Consider the following 17363-nt stretch of genomic DNA (forward strand, 5'->3'; position numbering starts at 1 on the left):
GATGGCTGCGCCCGCCAGGCGGGCGCCAACCGGTCTCAACGGAAAGGAGGTGCGTAGAGCAGGCCGCCAGCATTCCACGGGGTATTGGGGCCGCGGGTCATGCCAAGGCTGGTCTTTTCGCCCAGTGCGCGATCGAAGACTTCGCCGTAGTTGCCGACCGACTTGATGATGTTGTAGCCCCACTTCTTGTCGAGCTTCAGCATCTCGCCGAGATTGTCAGACGCGCCGAGCATGCGAAGCACTTCCGGGTCCTCGCTCTTCAGCTTCTCATCGACATTGGCCTTGGTGATACCCTTTTCCTCGGCGGCCATCAGCATCCAGACGGACCAGGATACGATATCGCGCCAGTTGGAATCGTTCTGGCGAACGCCAGGCGCCAGGGGTTCCTTCGAGATGGTTTCAGGCAGAACGACATAATCGTCCGGCTTGTTGGAAACGGCACGGATCGAGGCAAGGTCCGAGCGGTCGGACGAAATTGCATCGCAACGGCCGCTGAAGAATGCGGCGCGGTTTTCATCCGGGCTCTCGAACACGACGATCTCGAACTTGGCGCCGAGCTTGCTGAAGAAATCCGTGAGGTTCTGTGCCGTCGTTGTGCCAGGCAGGGTGCAGATCGCGGCGTCCTTCAGTTCGGCAGCACTTTTGACGCCGAGCGACTTGGAAACCATCAAGCCTTGACCGTCATAGAAAACCACGGGTCCGAAATCGATGCCGAGCGACGCTTCACGCGTGAAGGTCACGGTCGTCTGGCGGGACAGGATGTCGATTTCACCCGATTGCAGCGCCTGAAAGCGCGTATTGATATTGGTGGGGATGTATTCGACCTTTTCGCCGTCTCCAAAAACGGCAGCCGCGACGGCACGGCAGATATCGGCGTCGAAGCCTTCCATGCGGCCCTTGTCGTTCGGTGCCGCAAAACCGGGCGATGCGAGCGAGACGCCGCACACCAACTTGCCACGCTTCTTGACGGTATCGAGCGTATCCGCATGCGCGAAACTTGCCCCCATGAAACCGAGAACAGCGGCCACGCAGCCAACCAAAGTCTGTTTTTTCATTCTTTCCTCCCAAAAAGATTGTCTACATTCCCCTTGGCAGCTCCTCCCTGCCAGGCCCATGGCAATGCATACACAATTGTCTACAATGACTCTCTTGTGTTGGCAACGGTTACCCGAAGCCATAGGACATTTATAATATACTTCGTGATATCTCACTACTGCAAGCCCGAGTTGATGGCTTTAGATGACATTCTTCTGATCAAGAATATCGACAAGATGGCCGCCTAACGTGGCGTTCCCGGGGGTGAAGGCGCCCATAGCCTTGGGCATGAAGAGTTGCGGACATTGTCCAGAACCTCCTCGGACAGGATCGCCGCGAGGGGAGAGACTGGTCGCAGGGCACAATGGCAAGGTTCGTTCGCACCGCCTTTTGATAGAGCATGGTGACGCGGAAGCGGCGCCGCTGTTCGCGCAGCGAGCGTCTCTAAAATTCTTTGTCGACCGATATGAGCCAACTTTGACTGCAATAATTGTCAACAATATAATTGACAATGTAAGCCTGTGAAACAATACTCGCGCTGCCTGGGGTTCATGGCCGCGCAGGCTCATACACGACAAACAAAAAGGGGAACCCATGTCCCGTGTGAAAAGCTTTATCCTCGCAGCAATGGCTGCGGCTGCCATCGCCGTCCCAGCCAGCGCAGAAACACTTCGCTGGGGCGGACGTGCCGATCTGTTTTCGCTGGACCCCTATTCGGTTCCGTCCACGTCGAACCTCGCCTTCCTCAATCACGTCTATGAAGGTCTCGTTCGCTATGGGCCCGACTTCAAGATCGAGCCGGCGCTGGCCACCGAGTGGAAGCTGATCGATGGCAAGGCATGGCGTTTCACGCTGCGCAAGGACGTGAAGTTCCACGATGGTGCAGAGTTCACAGCCGATGACGTGGTGGCCTCTTTCAAGCGTGCCTCCGATGCCACATCGCCGCTTCGCGGCAATATTCCGCTCTTTGCAGGCGTGACCAAGGTTGATGACTACACAGTCGACATCGCCGTCTCCGCGCCAACCTCGCTCTTCCTCAACGACATCACCAACATCTTCATCTTCGACGCGGGTTGGCTGAAGGCCAACAACAGCGAGAAGCCGACGGATGTTGCCACGAAGACGGAAGGCTATACCACCATGCACACGAACGGCACGGGTCCGTTCAAGCTGGAAAGCCGCGTGCCGGACAGTAAGACAGTGCTCGTCGTCAACCCTGCCTGGTGGGACCAGAAGAAGCATAATCTCGACCGGATCGAATTCGTCCCCATTGCTTCGGCGGCCACCCGCGTTGCAGCCCTTCTGTCCGGCGAGATCGACCTGATCGACAGCGCCCCGATCCAGGATCTTCCACGACTGGAATCGTCGAACGGCATTACGGTGAAGAAGCGCACCGAACTGCGCACCGTCTTCCTCAACTTCAACCGCAAGGAAAAGCTTGAGGACGGCCGCCCCAACCCGTTCAACGATATCCGCGTCCGTCAGGCCGTGGAAGCGACGATCGACCGCGACCTGATCAACAAGAAGGTCATGCGTGGCCTTGCCCGTCCATCCGGCTCACTGATCGCTCCGGAAATTGCAGGCTATGACAAATCACTCGACACCTTCGCCCCGTCCAATCCGGAGCTTGCCAAGAAGCTTCTGGCGGAAGCTGGTCAGACAAACCTTGCCTTCACCTATACCTGCATGAACGACGAGAGCATCAACGAGGAAGATATCTGCTCGGGCATTGCCAACATGATGAAGCGCGGCGGCTTCAACCCGACAATCGATATCGCGCCACGCGCAGTCCAGACGCCGAAGCGCAGCGCCGGCAAGGCCGACATGTTCAACCTGAGCTGGGCGAACGAGCCGACGCTGGATGCCTATTCGATGCTGGCGCAAATCCTGTCCACCAAGCAGGGCGCCATGGGCGTGTCCAACTATGGCAACTGGTCGTATCCTGAACTGGACAAGCTGGTGGCGGCTGCCGCGCAGGAGCCGGACAATGCCAAGCGGCTGGCGCTTGAAGGCAAGGCGCTGAAGATCGCCAAGGATGAGGTTATTCTCATTCCGCTTCATCAGCAGCCGATAGCCTGGGCCATGCTGGGTTCGGTCAAGAGTGTCGACTTCCGTGCCGACAACAAGCCGCGTCACTGGCTGACGCAGATGGGCAAGTAAGAGGTTGGGCAATGAATGAGGCGCGTGGTTCAGACGCGCCTCGATCATTCACAGGCAGGTCGCAGATGGCCTGCCTCCCCTCGATATGACCGATCAGGCCCTCCGGTCCTTCTCCGAGGGTGGCCGTTTAAGAGGTTCCCATGCTGGTATTTATCATCAAGCGCCTGGGGAATGCGATCCTGGTGATGCTTGCCGTTGCCATGCTTGCCTTTCTGATCTTCCAACTCGCGGGCGATCCTGTCGAACTGATGGTGGGCGAGCAGACATCGCAGGCGGACAAGGATGCGCTGCGCAAGCGTCTTGGCCTGAACGACAGTATGCTGACGCAATATGTCCGTTTCGTTGGCGATGCGGTTCAGGGCAATTTCGGCGTCTCCTACCGGAATGGCCAGCAGGTTCTGCCGCTGATTGCGGAGCGCTTTCCGGCAACGCTCGAACTGGTGCTGGTTGCGACCTTCCTGTCGCTCGTCATCGGTCTGCCCCTTGGGGTCATTACGGCCATCCAGCGCGGCAAATGGTATACGGAGAGCCTGCAGTTTCTCTCCATCATCGGGGTGTCGCTGCCGAGTTTCGTGGTCGGCATCCTGCTCATTCTGGTCTTTGCCGTTATTCTTGGATGGGCGCCTTCCTTCGGGCGCGGCGAAGTGGTGCAGTTTGGCTGGTGGTCCACCGGTCTTTTGACCTCTTCCGGCCGCGCTGCGCTCATTCTGCCATCCATTGCGCTGTCGCTCTACCAGATCACGCTCGTCATGCGGCTGGTGAGAGCCGAGATGCTCGAAGTTCTCAGATCGGACTATGTGAAATTTGCCCGCGCCCGCGGCATTCCGCGCTGGCGCATCTATTTCCGCCATGCGCTCCGCAACTGTCTCATGCCGGTCGTGACGCTGACGGCCATGAATGTCGGATCCCTGATTGCCTTCGCGCTGATCACGGAAACTGTGTTCCAGTGGCCGGGCATGGGGATGCTGTTCATTCAGGCGGTGACATTCCTCGATATGCCGGTGATGGCTGCCTATCTCTGCATCATCTCCTTCATCTTCGTCGTGCTGAACACGTTGGTCGATATCGCCTATGCGGTGATCGATCCGCGTCTGCGCACCGCGCGCTAACCTGGAGATCCGAGTTCGATGACTCTCGTGCAAACGACCAAGAGCGAAACAGAAAGCCGGCCAGCGCGTGCGCCACTTCTGACGCGTATTCGCAACAGCGATATCTGGTGGTCTTTCAGGAACAGCCGCCCCGCGCAGATCAGTGCCTTCGTGCTGATGATCCTGATCCTTGCGGCCATTTTCGCGCCGCTGATTGCCCCGCAAAATCCCTATGATGGCGCATCTCTCGACATGTGGAAGGCGGAGCTGCCGCCCGTCTGGATCGAAGGCGGCGAGTGGCCCTATCTTCTGGGCACCGATACGCAAGGGAGAGACATGCTGTCGGCCATTCTCTACGGCACGCGCATCTCCATCGTCATCGGCGTTGCCTCCGTCGTGCTGTCCCTGATCATCGGCATGACGGCGGGCCTTCTATCCGGTTACTTCGGCGGTTTTATCGACAATCTGCTGATGCGCTTCGGTGATATCACGCTCTCTATTCCCACCATCCTCGTTGCCATTCTGGTCTCGACGGTGGTGCGGCAGATGCTGCCGGAACATTTGCGGGAGGCAGGCGCCTCCGCCGTTCTCGTGCTTGCCATCTCGCTCTCGGCCTGGGTTCAATATGCCCGAACAGTGCGGGCGCAGGCGATTGTCGAAAGCGGCAAGGATTATGTCTCTGCGGCCAAGCTGATCGGTGTTCCCGCACGCCGTATCATGATGATGCACATTCTGCCCAACACGCTGACGCCAATCATGGTCGCCGCAACGCTGAATTTCGGCATGGCGATCCTGACGGAAGCGACGCTCTCGTTTCTGGGCATCGGCATGCCGCCGACCCAGCCATCGCTTGGCACCCTGATCCGCATCGGCAACCAGTTCCTGTTTTCCGGTTCCTGGTGGATCGTCCTCTTCCCCGTCATTCAGCTCTGCCTTCTGGTCGTCACCGTCAATATGCTCGGCGACTGGCTGCGCGATGCCCTTAATCCGAAACTGAGGTAAGCCCCATGCACGACCTTCTTCTGCGCAATGTCCGGCCCATGGCTGGCGAAAGCTGCGACATCCTCATCAGGAACGGCAAGATTGCGGGCTTCGGAACGTTTGAAGCTGACGGCGCAATGCCTGTCGAGGACGGGCAGGGGGCGATCATTGCGCCGGGCCTCATCGACGCCCATACGCATCTCGACAAGACGACCTGGGGCATGCCCTGGCACGTCAACAACCGCGCTGCGATCCTGCGCGGCCGCATCGACTTCGAGCGCGAAAACCGCAAGCAAATCGGCATTGATCCGCATCGGCAATCCATGCGTCACGCCATCGGCCTTGCCGCAAACGGTGCTAGCCATATTCGAAGCCATGTCGATATCGATACGACCCATGGCCTGTCTCTGGTGGAAGGTATCTGGCAGACCCGTGATGCGCTGAAAGGCATCATCGATATCGAGATCGTCGCCTTTCCGCAGTCAGGCGTCATGGTCATGCCGGGAACTGTGGAGCTTCTGGACGAGGCGCTGCGTCAGGGCTGTGAAGTGCTGGGCGGTATCGATCCCTGTGGGATTGATCGCGACCCCAAAGGCCAGTTGGACATTCTCTTTGCGCTGGCGGTGAAGCATGGGGTCGACATCGACATCCATCTTCATGAAACGGGCGATCTGGGCGCCTTCACCATGGAGTTGATCTTCGAGCGCATCCGCGCCAATGGCATGGAAGGTCGTGTTGCCATCAGCCACGCCTTCGCGCTGGGCATGAACGATTACTTACGCGTCGGCAAGCTGATCGACGAGATTGCCCGGCTCGACGTTGCGATCCTGACGACAGGCGCACCCTCGGCGACGGTGCCGTCCATCATGAGGCTGAAGGAAGCGGGTGTGCGGGTTGGCGGCGGCTGCGATGGCATTCAGGATACCTGGGGTCCATGGGGCCAGCCCGACATGCTGGACCGCGCCAAGATCATCGGCATGAAAAACGGACTGCGCTCAGATATTGAACTTGCGCATGTGCTGCATGTCGTTTCGCAAGGCGGAGCCGATGTCATGCGGTTGAAGGATTATGGTCTCGCCATTGGCTGCAACGCCGATTTCACGCTGCTGACCGGTGAGACGCTCGCCCACGCGGTTGTCGATGTCGCGCCGAGGCCCATGGTGGTCAAGGGTGGCCGCGTTGTTGCCCGTCAGGGCAAGGCCATCGTGGAGATGCCGTGATGGACGATCTGTCTCAGGATCTCGGAAGACGTCCCGAAGGTCGTACACTTGTCACCGCAAGCTGGGTCGTCGGTCATGAAGACGGTCGGCACTGCCTGTTGCGCAACGGTGAAGTGGTGTTCGAACACGGAGAAATCCTTTTCGTCGGCCACGACTTTCCGGGCGAAGTGGCGCGCCGCATCGATTATGGCAACGCGCTGATCAGCCCCGGCCTGATCGATCTCGATGCACTGTCCGATCTCGACACGACCATTCTGGGCACAGACCATCACCCTGGCTGGGCGAAGGGTCGCGTGTGGCCGCGCTCCTATGTGGAGGCCGGTCCCTATGAAATGTACACCCCGGAGGAACTGGCGTTCCAGAAACGTTTCGCCTTCAGGCAATTGCTACTGAACGGAATTACGACCGCGGCACCCATCGCATCACTGTTCTACCGGGAGTGGGGCGAGACCGTCGCTGAATTCGATGCTGCCGCCGATGCGGCTGGCGAGCTTGGCCTGCGGGTCTATCTCAGCCCCGCCTATCGCTCGGGTGGCATGGTGCTGGAAGCTCCGGGCCAGATGGTTCCGGTCTTCGATGAGGAGCGCGGTTTTCAGGGACTGAAGGACGCCATTGCCTATATCGAGAGGCAGAACGGTCGCCACGGCGATCTCGTCCGTGGCGTGCTGGCACCGGACCGCGTGGAGACATCGACGCTGGCACTGATAAAGCGTACCGATGCGGCGGCGCGCGATCTCGGCTGCAAGTTCCGTCTGCATATGGCGCAAGGTGCCATGGAAGTGGAAACTGTGCGCAAGCTGCACGGAACGACCGCTCCGGTTTGGCTTGCCAGGGCCGGTTTGTTGAACGAGCGGCTGATTGCGCCGCATGCCACGAATGCGACGGAAGAGGATCTTGCGCTCTACGCGGACCACGGCGTTTCCATCGTTCATTGTCCGCTGGTGTCGGGTCGTGGCGGCAGCATTCTCAATTCCTTCTCCGCCTGCCGCAAGCGCGGCATCAACATTGCCATGGGAACGGATACGACACCGCCGGACATGCTTATGAACCTGCTGGTCGGCCTGATCACCGGTCGCATTGCCGATGGTGCGCCCGACAGGCTTCGCTCTGCAGATCTGTTCGACGCGGCGACCATTGGCGGCGCGCGTGCGCTTGGCCGTGACGATCTCGGTCACCTCTCGGTGGGTGCACGCGCCGATATCGCGGTCTTCGATCTGGACGATGCGATCATGGCACCTTCCATCGATCCGATCACGACGCTGGTGACGGGCGGATCGGGCAAGGTGACCCGTGCAGTCTTCGTCGATGGGCGGGTGTCCATGACATCCCGCAAGGTGGTTGGCATGGACATGCACACAGCCCGCGTTCAAGCTCAAGCGCAATATGATCGCCTGATCGCAAAATATCCGGAGCGTAGCTACGGCAACCCTCCGGTTTCCGACATTTTTCCACCCAGCTACCCGATTGTGGAGAAGGCCCATGGCTGACATGCAGCAGGCGGTCATCAATGTCCGCAATCTGAAAGTGGAATTTCCCGGCCGTCGCGGCACCGTCACCGCTCTTTCCGATGTGAGCCTTTCGATCCGTCCCGGCGAAATCCTTGGCGTGGTCGGCGAATCCGGAGCGGGCAAATCCATGACCGGCCTTGCCATCCAGGGACTGCTGGAGCGGCCCGGACGCATTGCCGGCGGAGAGGTGTGGCTCGGTGAGCGGCGGATCGACACGCTGAAGGATCGGGAGATGGAGAAGATCCGTGGTCGGGAAATCGGCGCTATCTTCCAGGACCCACTGACCTCGCTCAATCCGCTGTTTACAGTGGGCGCGCAGTTGACCGAAACCATCCGCCAGCATCTGCCGCTCGGCCGTGCCGAGGCGCGCGCCCGGGCCATCCAACTGCTCCGTGATGTTGGCATTCCCTCGCCAGACGAGCGTTTCGACCAGTATCCGCACCAGTTTTCCGGCGGCATGCGCCAGCGTGTGGTGATTGCCTTGGCGCTCGCCGCATCGCCGAAACTGATCATCGCGGACGAGCCGACAACGGCGCTTGACGTTTCCATTCAGGCGCAGATCATTTCGCTGCTGCGTCGCCTGTGCAAGGAAAAGCAGACGGCGGTGATGCTCGTGACCCACGACATGGGCGTGATTGCCGAAGCCGCCGACCGGGTGGCTGTGCTGTATGCGGGCAGGCTGATCGAGATCGGCCCTGTCGAGCAGGTGCTGCATTCGCCGCGCCACCCCTATACGCAAGGGCTTATGGCTTCCATCCCGTCTCTTGGCGCCCGCGTTCACAAGTTGAACCAGATCGATGGCGCCATGCCGAGACTGGATGCGATACCGCCCGGATGCGCCTTCAATCCGCGCTGTCGGCAGGCAGGTCCACGCTGTCTTCGCGAACGCCCCGAACTCATTGCCGCGGGTGACGGCGCCAGCGCCTGCTGGCTGAACGCAGGAGGAACCGCATGAACCAGACGGCGAAGAAACCACAGGCGCTGACCGTCAACGGGCTGGTCAAGACATTCGATGTTTCCGCGCCATGGCTCAACCGCGTGATCGAGCGCAAGCCAAGACAGTTCGTGCGGGCGGTGGCCGATATCGATTTTTCCGTTCCGGCAGGCGGATGCCTCAGCATCGTCGGCGAAAGCGGTTGCGGCAAATCGACCGTTGCGCGGCTGGTGACCGGATTGTTTAAGCCCAGCGCCGGTGAAATCCGCTTCGCGCCAGGGCGCAACAATGCCCCCTTGTCAGCACAGATGATCTTTCAGGATCCCTATGCCTCGCTCAATCCGCGCTGGCGGGTGAAGAACATCATTGCCGAGCCGCTGCGCGAACTGAAGCTGCGTAAGACGGCGGCTGAGGTAACAGAACGGGTCGAGGAATTGCTGGGCATCGTGGGCTTGTCAGCGTCCGATGGCGAGAAGTTTCCGCATGAATTCTCGGGCGGTCAGCGTCAACGTATTTCCATTGCGCGAGCGCTCGCCAGCGAACCGGAATTCCTGGTGTGCGACGAGCCGACCTCGGCGCTCGATGTTTCGGTGCAGGCACAGGTTCTCAATCTGATGCGGCGGTTGCAGGATGAACTTGGCCTGACCTACCTCTTCATCAGCCATGACATGAGCGTGGTAAGACACATGTCGGACCGGATCGCGGTCATGTATCTCGGGCGGATCGTGGAGGAAGGGGAAACGGAAGAGCTGTTCGCCAATCCGCGCCATCCCTACACAAAGCTCCTGTTACAGACGATCCCGAATATTGCCGAGCCGAATCGCGACCGTGAACCGGCGGTAGGGGAGGTGCCGAGCCCGCTGAAGCCACCGAGCGGGTGTGCGTTTCATCCCCGCTGCCCGATTGCGACAGCCCGCTGTTCGGCGGAATTGCCTGCCGTGCGGACGCTGGCTACAGGCACACGGGTGGCGTGTCACCTGGTCACGGAGGATGCGGTTCCTGTCTGAACTTCGATGTCAGGCAAGCGCTGCGCGCAGGTCGTGCGAGAGATCACGGATCTCGGTGAGATCGAGCTCCGATTCAACATGGTCGAGATGGTGTGCCATGAGGTGCACCGCCTTCTCGGCATCGTTGGCTGCAATCGCATCCACGATTTCCGCATGCTCGTCCGGACCGCAGTTGAAACGATTGGTGTTGCGGTAGACGGCAGTGATCAGGGAGGAGCGTGCGATGAGATCGCGCATCGTCGTGAACAGGAAATCAGAGCCGACTGTCTCGGCGAGCAAGAGATGGAAACCGCCGGAGAGCTTGATGATATCCGTGGTAATGTCCTGCGCGTTCGCGACCCGCTCCTTTGCGACATGGTCGCGCAACCGCTTCAGATCCGATTTCGAAATCGACTTGCACAAGCGTTCGACAATGCAGCGTTCCACGGTGCGGCGAACGAAGAACACGTCGCGAGCTTCTTCAACCGAGGGTTTGGATACGAAGGCGCCGCGATTGGGAACAATCGTGACAAGACCATCGCGCTCCAGAACCGTCAGCGCCTGCCGGATGCGGGCACGGCTGACGGCGAAGATTCCGGCCAGTTGCTCTTCTTTCAACTGGACGCCGGGACGCAGTCTGCGCTCCGCAATGGAAAGCCAGACTTTCTCGACAATCTGCTGTGTGGAAGGGCCGTTTGCCTCAGTCATCACCTTACTCCCGATCGGGGCTAGAGAAGCGTGATGCGGCGTAAAATGTCAACTGTAACAGGCGGATTTCGATTGCAGAATTGTCGACAATATGAAACGATATTGTATATCATCAGCAGGAACTGAATTATGGAATTCGACTTTACCGTGCTTGAGGCGCAGAGCCGCTACCGTCTGCTGACAAATTTCATCGGCCCGCGTCCGATTGCGCTGGTCACGACCCGCTCTGAGGCCGGACACAACAACGCAGCGCCCATGAGCTTTTTCAACGTATTCTCGCACGATCCGCCCATCGTGGTGCTGGGCATCCAGACACGCCTCTCAGGCGAGGAAAAGGATACGGTTGCCAATATCCGCCGAACGCAGGAATTTGCGATTTCCATGGTGGATATGACGATTGCCCAGCAGATGCTGGTCTGCGGTCTGGGTTTCGATACGGAAGTCGATGAACTGGCCATGGCGGGCCTGACAGCAAAGGACTGCAGCCAGATCGATGTCTGCTATCCCGCGGAGGCTCCTTGCGTATTCGAATGCCGGGTGGAACGCCTGATCGATTACCATCGGCGCACTCTGGTTCTCGGCGAAGTGGTCCATATGCACGTGCGTCCGGAATGCATGGATGCAGAGGGGCGATATGTGGATCCGGAGCATTATCAGCCCATCGCTCGCCTGCATGCCGACAACTACATCACTTCGGACCGCCAGTTCGTTCTGACGGCTCCTCCGATATCCGATTTCATCAAGCCGCAAGACCAGTAAGGTCTTTGAAAGGTTCGACTTCATGCATATTCGCCTGATCAATCCCAACTCGACCGCATCCATGACAGCGCAGGCGCTGGAAAGCGCGTTGCGCGTCAAGCAGCGGGACACGCAGGTCACGGCCGTCAATCCGACGGATACGCCGGTCAGCATTGAAGGGGGCGCGGACGAAGCCATGGCCGTGCCGGGCATGCTGGCGGAAATCCGCAAGGGCGAGAAGCAGGGTGTCGATGCCTATGTGCTTGCCTGTTTTGACGATCCCGGCCTTCATGCGGCACGTGAAGTGGCAAAAGGGCCGGTTATCGGCATCTGTCAGGCGGGCATTCAGGTGGCGATGACCATCAGCCGGCGGTTCTCCATCGTCACGACGCTGCCGCGGTCGATACCGATCATCGAGGATCTGGTCTGTGATTATGGCGCAGATCGTCACTGTCGCCGGGTGCGATCCATCGATTTGCCGGTTCTGGGTCTGGAAGAAGACCCTGCCGCTGCCGAGCGCCTGCTGATCCGCGAAATCGAGGCCGCGAAAAAGGAAGACGGTGCGGAAGCCATCATTCTCGGCTGCGCGGGCATGTCGGCGCTGTGCGAGCGCCTGCAGACGGTAACGGGGGTACCCGTCATCGATGGCGTAACGGCCGCCATCAAGCTTGCGGAAGCGCTGGTTGGGGCAGGCTACACCACCTCAAAAGTCAGCGCCTATGATTATCCCCGCATCAAGCATGCCGGGGTGGCCGCCGTCGCCTGAGGGCGAAAGAGTGTCCGCCTTTTCTCCGCCGGTCTGTGCCGGCGGGGCTTAAATTTCGACAATTGTCCGCAGGAATTTTCCGCAATCGGCCAGGGCAGACCGCGCGGCAGGAACCATGCGCGCCCGTGCGCAGAAGCCGTGCACCATGCCCTCGTATTCGACCACCTCAGCGGTCGTGCCGGATGATGCAATGCGTTCGGCGAGCCAACGGGAATCATCGCGCAGGACATCGAGTTCCGCTATGCCGAGCCAGAGGGGTGGAAAGCCTTTGAGATCGGCCTTCATGGGAACAGCGTAGGGGCTGTTACGCATTTCCGGATCCGGCAGATAATCGGCGAAATAGGTCGCCATGGCATCGCGCGGAAGACCAAATCGCCCGTCGCCGAATTCCCGGTAGCTTGGCGTATCGAGATCATCACCGTAGACGCCATAGAACAGACCCATCGCAACCGGCAACGGCCGACCTTCATCCCGAAGTTTGAGCCATGCGCCAAGAGCCAGGTTTGCGCCAGCGGAGGCACCACTGAGCATCAGCCTGTTGCAGGGCCTCCCCCTGAAAACACCGCCCACCATGGCCCATTCGATGGCGCGGACCACATCCTGCAGAGGTGCGGGGAAGGGATGTTCCGGAGCAAGACGGTAGGATATGGAAAGGACCGGCAGGCCGCTTGCTGCGGCAAGGCCACGGGCCTGCCAGTCGCTGGCGTCGATGGAGCCCTGTTGCCAGCCGCCGCCATGGACAAACAGGATGGCGGCATCACCTTCAGCTTCCGGACGGTACAGACGGGCAGGCAGGGAAGGCTCCCCCGGTATCGTGAGGTCTTCCACATGCGCGATGGCAGGTGCGCCTTCCGCCCAGAAGCGGGCGAGACGGTTCAACTGTGCACGCCTCGAAAGGAGATCGGCAGGCTGACCGCCATCCTCTTCGATCAGCCGTGCATTTTCCTGGATGGCAAGCGCCATGTTCTGTTCGAGTGGCACAGTCTTGCTCCCCGCTTTGTCCTCACTCCGGGCTGACCCGCCCACGCCATCCGGAATATGTTAGTAAAGCATGTTCTCAAGCAAGAGTTTCGAGCCTTCGGGTCTGCCGCGCGATCAGCATTTCGATTTCGGCAATGGCCGCAGCATTCAGGCCAGCACCTGGCCTGCGCTGGGCCGCGCTCCCAATCGCGCCGCGTTTGGCAAGCACATACTTACGGACCGCAAGGCCGATGCCCGGCTGCTGTTCATAGCGCACGAGAGGCAGGTAAGCATCGAATACATCCTGCGCCGCTTCATGCCTGCCTTCATTGCTGAGGCGCACGACGTTCGCCATCATTTCGGGATAGGCAAAGCCCGTCATGGCGCCGTCGGCACCACGACGCATTTCTTCCGGCAGGAAGGCGCCTGCATTTCCGCACAGGATGGAGACACGACGACTGCCTTCCGTCTCGGCCTGACGCAGATCCGAGATCTTCTGCAGTCCCGGCCAGTCCTCGTGCTTCAGCATGACGATGCTGGGATGGGCTTCGAAGATGACGCGCAGCGTCTTCGTGGAAATCTGCACGCCGGTTGAAAGCGGAAAGTCCTGCAGCACCACCGGAACGTCTTTCCCGACGGTCTCCACCACGTTTCGGTAATAGCCGATGATCTGCTCGTCCGTGCGCAGCGATGAGGGCGGCGCAACCATGACGCCAGCGGCACCCAGATCCATCACGGCACCGGTCAATTCGCCAAGGGCGGCGAGACCGGGGGCCGAAACACCCACGACGACGGGCATATTACCAGCACGCGCCAAAGTTCGCCGCGTGACCTCAATCGATTCTGCCTGCGTAAGTTTCGGTGCCTCGCCCATCATTCCCAGAATGGTCAGCCCGTCGGCACCTTTCTCCGCGTAGAAATCGACCATGCGATCGATACTGTCGTGATCGAGCGCACCTGTTTCCAGGAACGGCGTCACGGCAATGACGAAAACGCCTCTGGAGCTTGACGTGATATGTGCCATCGAAAAATTTCCTATTCGAACCAATGGGATTGACCACGGCGCACATAGTGTCCGTCGCCGGGCTGGTTGAGGATGTCTTGTCCGTCGAAGGCGAGTTCGCCTGAGAGATAGGTCCGGCTGACGGTGATGTTGAAGCGACGACCGTCAAACGGGCTCCAGTTCAGGTCATCATGGGCGTTCTGCGCGTTCCAGATCTGTGGCGTCCGGCTGACGACGGTCAGATCCGCATCCGATCCAATCCGGATCGCGCCCTTTTGCGGCCAAAGACCGAAGAACTTTGCTGGCCGCTCACACAGTTGTTCCACGGTCATTGCCGCGGCATCGAAACCGCGTTCATCGGCGGCGGTGTAGAAGGCAGGCAACAGTGTCTCAAGGCCCGGAACGCCTGCACCGGCGTCGAAGATGGAGTCTGTAAACTTGTTGTCGATCGGCCAACTGGAATGGTCCGAACTGACGAAGGCGACGCGGCCAGATACGACTTCCTCCCACAAGGGCTCGATCTGGCCAGGGCGAATGGGCGGATTGACCTTCATGCGGGCACCCAGTTCCTCGCCATCGCGCTCCGGATCGAACCACAAATAGTGAACGCAAAGCTCGCCTGTCGCGCGGAAACCATCTGCCAGATAGTTGTCTACCAGCTGGAAGCCGCGCGCTGTTGTCAGGTGAACAATATGGGCATGGGCACCGGCTGAGGCACCAAGCTCCAGAAACTGCGCCGTCGCCGCAAGCTCGGCGGCGGGAGGGCGGCTGGCGGAATGGGCCTGTATGCCGTTCTGTCCGGCGGCCTTTGCCGCTGCAATATAGGCGCGCACAATCTCCTGATCCTCATTATGGACACCGAGCGGCAGCGGGGTATCGGCGAGGGCGTGGAAAAGACGCAATATCTGATCCGACGATATGCGCGGAAACCGGGTCGGGCTGCTTTCGAAGGTCGAGATCTTGAAGGCAACAACGCCACCGTCGATCAGCGACGCGACATCCTCCATCGATTGGCCGGGCAGAACGGTTCCATAGAGCGCCACATGGGCATGGGCATGCTGCTCGATGGCTTCGACTTTCTCCTTCAGCCTTTGCAGGTCATTGAGAGGTGCCGGATTGTCATAGGGCATGTCGACGATGGTGGTGATGCCGCCGGCGATGGCCGAGCGCGTGGTGGAGCGGATGCCGGGCAGTCCGCCATAGCTGCAGGCATGCGTCTGGCCGTCAATGATGCCGGGCAGGATCAGCTCGTCGCCGCAATCATGGACCTGTGCGTCCGAGGGCGGCTCACTGGTGCCGATGGCTTCAATTTTGCCAGCGGAAATGCCGATCCAGGCATTTTCCAGAGGGCCATCGGGAAGAACCGCGGTTCCACGCAGGATGAGATCGAAACCCATGGGTGTTACCTTTTGTAGGAGAGATCAAGATGGTTAGCCGCAAGCGCCACGCCCGCCTGCACCGGATCGATGACCGGAATGCCGAGCGTTTCCTGCAGCTTCGCGCGGTAGGACCCAAGGCCGGCGCATCCGAGAATGATGACATCAGCCCCGTCCTGGTCCAGCAACAAGCGCGCCGTCCGGGCAACGGTTTCCACGACATCGGTCGCCATCAGCTGGGCGACGGTCATGTCGATCGAGCGGTCTGCGGCCAGACGATGATGCAGGTGCAAGGCCTCCAGATAGCGCAGGTGCCTCGCGATGGAGGACGGCCCCAGCGAAATGATGCCGAAACGGCGACCTAGTGAAAGAGCCGTCAGATAGGCCGATTCCGCAATCCCGAGCACCGGCTTGGTGGTTGCAGCCCGCACGCGATCAATCCCTGGATCCGAAAAGCACGCCAGCACGAAGGCATCGGCGTCGCTGCTGCCGACAGCGTCCAGAATGTTGGGGATGACTTCGGCCACATGGGCGTCGGTTTCGATGCCGGGCGGCGACTTTGCAAGCTCGATGCATTCGATATTGTGGGCTGTTGACGCCTTCAAGGGTGCAAGACAGGCCTGCATGGATTGCGTAACGGAAACAGAACTGTTGGGATTGATGACCAGAATAGTGGACAAGCTTTCACTCCCGCGGCGCACGTCGGATTCTGCATACTAGGTATATCACGTAATATATTACAGATGATTTGGTGTCAAAGCGGATCAATGGACACGCCAGTGGAAATCCGCGGGGTTCTCACCGAGCGCACGAGCCCGAGGTTTTGGCACAGCTCCGGTCAAGCAAAAAACTTCTAATATACTACGTAATATATTTTTATATGCCAAGCCTTTCAGCATGCTCGCATATAGGATTATGATGCAGTGCGGCAGAACGAGATGGACGACGACAGGGTTGAGGGGCAAGTGTGCAAATGACAACGGATGAGATCCGCAGCAGCGTTCTGCTTACACCGCACCAACTCTACGAACGGCAGCGTCGTGACGAGGAGGTGACCGTTCTCGCGGTACAGTCGATCAATCCCTATACCGGACGGCCATCGTTTACGGGCCAGAGAATTCCCGGCGCAATCGATACCGAAGCCTATGAAGATTTCCAGTCGCCTGCGTCTGCGCAGGAGGGGCAGCGCCCCCTGCCCAAGATCGAAGCGCTGCAGGCGCGCGCCAGAGCCTGGGGGCTGCTGGCCGAGCGTCCGGTGGTGATCTATGACGCGGACCGCAGCATGACGGCTGCACGCGCCTGGTGGGTGCTCAAATGGGCCGGGCTACCCGATGTGCGGGTGCTGGATGGTGGCTTTCCTGCCTGGATTTCTGCCGGCTTGCCGACAACGGCGGAGGCCGTCGAGCCTGTCCCTAGCGCCATCGTCCTAAGCGCTGGCCATATGCCGCAATTCGGGCCGGACGATGCCGTGAAACTGGCGCGGGAGGGCGTACTCCTCGATGCGCGCATACGACCAAATTACATTGGCGGGCCAGTGGCCGAAGGTCAGCCGCCGCGCGGGCACATTCCCGGCGCCATCAGTGCGCCAGCCCCTGACAATGTCACCGACTATGGGAACTTCACGGATGCTGCCACCCTCGTGCAGATGTTTGCGGCGCTAGGGGTCGATGGGCAGAGGCCTGTCGGGGTTTACTGCGGGGCGGGAATGTCTGCGGCGCATACGGTGCTGGCGCTTGCCTCTATCGGAATTTCCGCTGCGATGTATCCGGGTTCCTGGTCCGCCTGGGTGAGCGATCCGACACGTCCCGTGGTGGTGGGTGCCTATCCGGATAGCAGGCCAGCATAAATTCTAGGCATATGTCGAGTTTGGTCAAATGCGCGCCATTCGGGCTTTACACGG

Annotated in this window: 16 protein-coding genes; 10 read left to right on the forward strand and 6 right to left on the reverse strand. The window is 59.9% G+C overall.

Annotation, left to right across the window (positions count from 1 at the left end; all coding sequences use genetic code 11):
• Positions 1-35 precede the first annotated feature (35 nt).
• Positions 36-1055 (reverse strand): amino acid ABC transporter substrate-binding protein, encoded by a 1020-nt coding sequence (locus G6N80_RS02820; RefSeq protein WP_062556626.1) that lies wholly within the window; start codon positions 1053-1055, stop codon positions 36-38.
• Between the two features lie 574 nt (positions 1056-1629).
• Between G6N80_RS02820 and G6N80_RS02825 the strand changes: the two genes are divergently transcribed.
• The 7 genes from G6N80_RS02825 (at position 1630) to G6N80_RS02855 (ending at position 9933) form a co-directional block, all read left to right on the forward strand.
• Positions 1630-3195 (forward strand): ABC transporter substrate-binding protein, encoded by a 1566-nt coding sequence (locus tag G6N80_RS02825; RefSeq protein WP_165131119.1) that lies wholly within the window; start codon positions 1630-1632, stop codon positions 3193-3195.
• Between the two features lie 140 nt (positions 3196-3335).
• Positions 3336-4304 carry an ABC transporter permease gene (locus G6N80_RS02830; RefSeq protein WP_165131121.1) on the forward strand — a complete coding sequence of 323 codons (969 nt, stop codon included), beginning with the start codon at positions 3336-3338 and terminating at the stop codon, positions 4302-4304.
• Positions 4305-4322: 18 nt separating this feature from the next.
• Positions 4323-5285, forward strand: a complete 963-nt coding sequence (locus tag G6N80_RS02835; RefSeq protein ID WP_165131123.1) for an ABC transporter permease — start codon at positions 4323-4325, stop codon at positions 5283-5285.
• Positions 5286-5290: 5 nt separating this feature from the next.
• Complete coding sequence (locus G6N80_RS02840) at positions 5291-6484, forward strand: amidohydrolase family protein (RefSeq protein WP_165131125.1); 1194 nt, start codon at positions 5291-5293, stop codon at positions 6482-6484.
• Positions 6484-7971, forward strand: a complete 1488-nt coding sequence (locus G6N80_RS02845; protein ID WP_165131127.1) for an amidohydrolase family protein — start codon at positions 6484-6486, stop codon at positions 7969-7971. The genes G6N80_RS02840 and G6N80_RS02845 overlap by 1 nt, the downstream gene beginning before the upstream one ends.
• Positions 7964-8947, forward strand: coding sequence for an ABC transporter ATP-binding protein (locus tag G6N80_RS02850; protein WP_165131129.1), 984 nt, complete (start codon positions 7964-7966; stop codon positions 8945-8947). The genes G6N80_RS02845 and G6N80_RS02850 overlap by 8 nt, the downstream gene beginning before the upstream one ends.
• The gene (locus G6N80_RS02855) at positions 8944-9933 is read left to right on the forward strand and encodes an ABC transporter ATP-binding protein (protein ID WP_062556619.1); all 990 of its coding nucleotides are present in this window, start codon (positions 8944-8946) and stop codon (positions 9931-9933) included. The genes G6N80_RS02850 and G6N80_RS02855 overlap by 4 nt, the downstream gene beginning before the upstream one ends.
• A 9-nt stretch (positions 9934-9942) precedes the next feature.
• On the opposite strand, the gene G6N80_RS02860 is transcribed toward G6N80_RS02855, so the two are convergent.
• Entirely contained in the window at positions 9943-10620 is a 678-nt protein-coding gene (locus tag G6N80_RS02860; protein WP_062556618.1) for a GntR family transcriptional regulator, read from the reverse strand.
• 129 nt (positions 10621-10749) lie between these two features.
• On the opposite strand from G6N80_RS02860, the gene G6N80_RS02865 reads away from it, so the two are divergent.
• Both G6N80_RS02865 and G6N80_RS02870 read left to right on the forward strand, forming a co-directional pair.
• Positions 10750-11379 (forward strand): flavin reductase family protein, encoded by a 630-nt coding sequence (locus G6N80_RS02865; protein ID WP_165131131.1) that lies wholly within the window; start codon positions 10750-10752, stop codon positions 11377-11379.
• Between the two features lie 22 nt (positions 11380-11401).
• Complete coding sequence (locus tag G6N80_RS02870; RefSeq protein WP_165131133.1) at positions 11402-12124, forward strand: aspartate/glutamate racemase family protein; 723 nt, start codon at positions 11402-11404, stop codon at positions 12122-12124.
• Between the two features lie 48 nt (positions 12125-12172).
• On the opposite strand, the gene G6N80_RS02875 is transcribed toward G6N80_RS02870, so the two are convergent.
• From G6N80_RS02875 to G6N80_RS02890, 4 genes are all read right to left on the reverse strand, one after another.
• The gene (locus tag G6N80_RS02875; protein WP_165131135.1) at positions 12173-13105 is read right to left on the reverse strand and encodes an alpha/beta hydrolase; all 933 of its coding nucleotides are present in this window, start codon (positions 13103-13105) and stop codon (positions 12173-12175) included.
• A 76-nt stretch (positions 13106-13181) separates the two neighbouring features.
• Positions 13182-14108, reverse strand: a complete 927-nt coding sequence (locus tag G6N80_RS02880; RefSeq protein ID WP_165131137.1) for a dihydrodipicolinate synthase family protein — start codon at positions 14106-14108, stop codon at positions 13182-13184.
• Positions 14109-14119: 11 nt separating this feature from the next.
• A complete protein-coding gene (locus G6N80_RS02885; RefSeq protein ID WP_062556613.1) occupies positions 14120-15484 on the reverse strand; it encodes a dihydroorotase in 1365 nt (454 codons plus the stop codon).
• 5 nt (positions 15485-15489) lie between these two features.
• Positions 15490-16143 (reverse strand): aspartate/glutamate racemase family protein, encoded by a 654-nt coding sequence (locus G6N80_RS02890; RefSeq protein WP_062556902.1) that lies wholly within the window; start codon positions 16141-16143, stop codon positions 15490-15492.
• 293 nt (positions 16144-16436) lie between these two features.
• Between G6N80_RS02890 and G6N80_RS02895 the strand changes: the two genes are divergently transcribed.
• Positions 16437-17309, forward strand: a complete 873-nt coding sequence (locus tag G6N80_RS02895; protein ID WP_165131139.1) for a sulfurtransferase — start codon at positions 16437-16439, stop codon at positions 17307-17309.
• The last annotated feature ends 54 nt before the right edge of the window (positions 17310-17363 follow it).

The sequence above is a fragment of the Rhizobium rhizoryzae genome (assembly GCF_011046895.1).
In the GTDB taxonomy this organism is placed as follows: domain Bacteria; phylum Pseudomonadota; class Alphaproteobacteria; order Rhizobiales; family Rhizobiaceae; genus Neorhizobium; species Neorhizobium rhizoryzae.

What these genes read in the sequence shown, in the direction of transcription:
- G6N80_RS02825 (WP_165131119.1), top strand. Translation starts at nt 1,630, where the DNA reads ATGTCCCGTGTGAAAAGCTTTATCCTCGCAGCAATGGCTGCGGCTGCC.
- G6N80_RS02835 (WP_165131123.1), top strand. Translation starts at nt 4,323, where the DNA reads ATGACTCTCGTGCAAACGACCAAGAGCGAAACAGAAAGCCGGCCAGCG.
- G6N80_RS02895 (WP_165131139.1), top strand. Translation starts at nt 16,437, where the DNA reads ATGACAACGGATGAGATCCGCAGCAGCGTTCTGCTTACACCGCACCAA.
- G6N80_RS02870 (WP_165131133.1), top strand. Translation starts at nt 11,402, where the DNA reads ATGCATATTCGCCTGATCAATCCCAACTCGACCGCATCCATGACAGCG.
- G6N80_RS02860 (WP_062556618.1), bottom strand. Translation starts at nt 10,620, where the DNA reads ATGACTGAGGCAAACGGCCCTTCCACACAGCAGATTGTCGAGAAAGTC.
- G6N80_RS02820 (WP_062556626.1), bottom strand. Translation starts at nt 1,055, where the DNA reads ATGAAAAAACAGACTTTGGTTGGCTGCGTGGCCGCTGTTCTCGGTTTC.
- G6N80_RS02880 (WP_165131137.1), bottom strand. Translation starts at nt 14,108, where the DNA reads ATGGCACATATCACGTCAAGCTCCAGAGGCGTTTTCGTCATTGCCGTG.
- G6N80_RS02885 (WP_062556613.1), bottom strand. Translation starts at nt 15,484, where the DNA reads ATGGGTTTCGATCTCATCCTGCGTGGAACCGCGGTTCTTCCCGATGGC.
- G6N80_RS02865 (WP_165131131.1), top strand. Translation starts at nt 10,750, where the DNA reads ATGGAATTCGACTTTACCGTGCTTGAGGCGCAGAGCCGCTACCGTCTG.
- G6N80_RS02850 (WP_165131129.1), top strand. Translation starts at nt 7,964, where the DNA reads ATGGCTGACATGCAGCAGGCGGTCATCAATGTCCGCAATCTGAAAGTG.
- G6N80_RS02840 (WP_165131125.1), top strand. Translation starts at nt 5,291, where the DNA reads ATGCACGACCTTCTTCTGCGCAATGTCCGGCCCATGGCTGGCGAAAGC.
- G6N80_RS02830 (WP_165131121.1), top strand. Translation starts at nt 3,336, where the DNA reads ATGCTGGTATTTATCATCAAGCGCCTGGGGAATGCGATCCTGGTGATG.
- G6N80_RS02855 (WP_062556619.1), top strand. Translation starts at nt 8,944, where the DNA reads ATGAACCAGACGGCGAAGAAACCACAGGCGCTGACCGTCAACGGGCTG.
- G6N80_RS02845 (WP_165131127.1), top strand. Translation starts at nt 6,484, where the DNA reads ATGGACGATCTGTCTCAGGATCTCGGAAGACGTCCCGAAGGTCGTACA.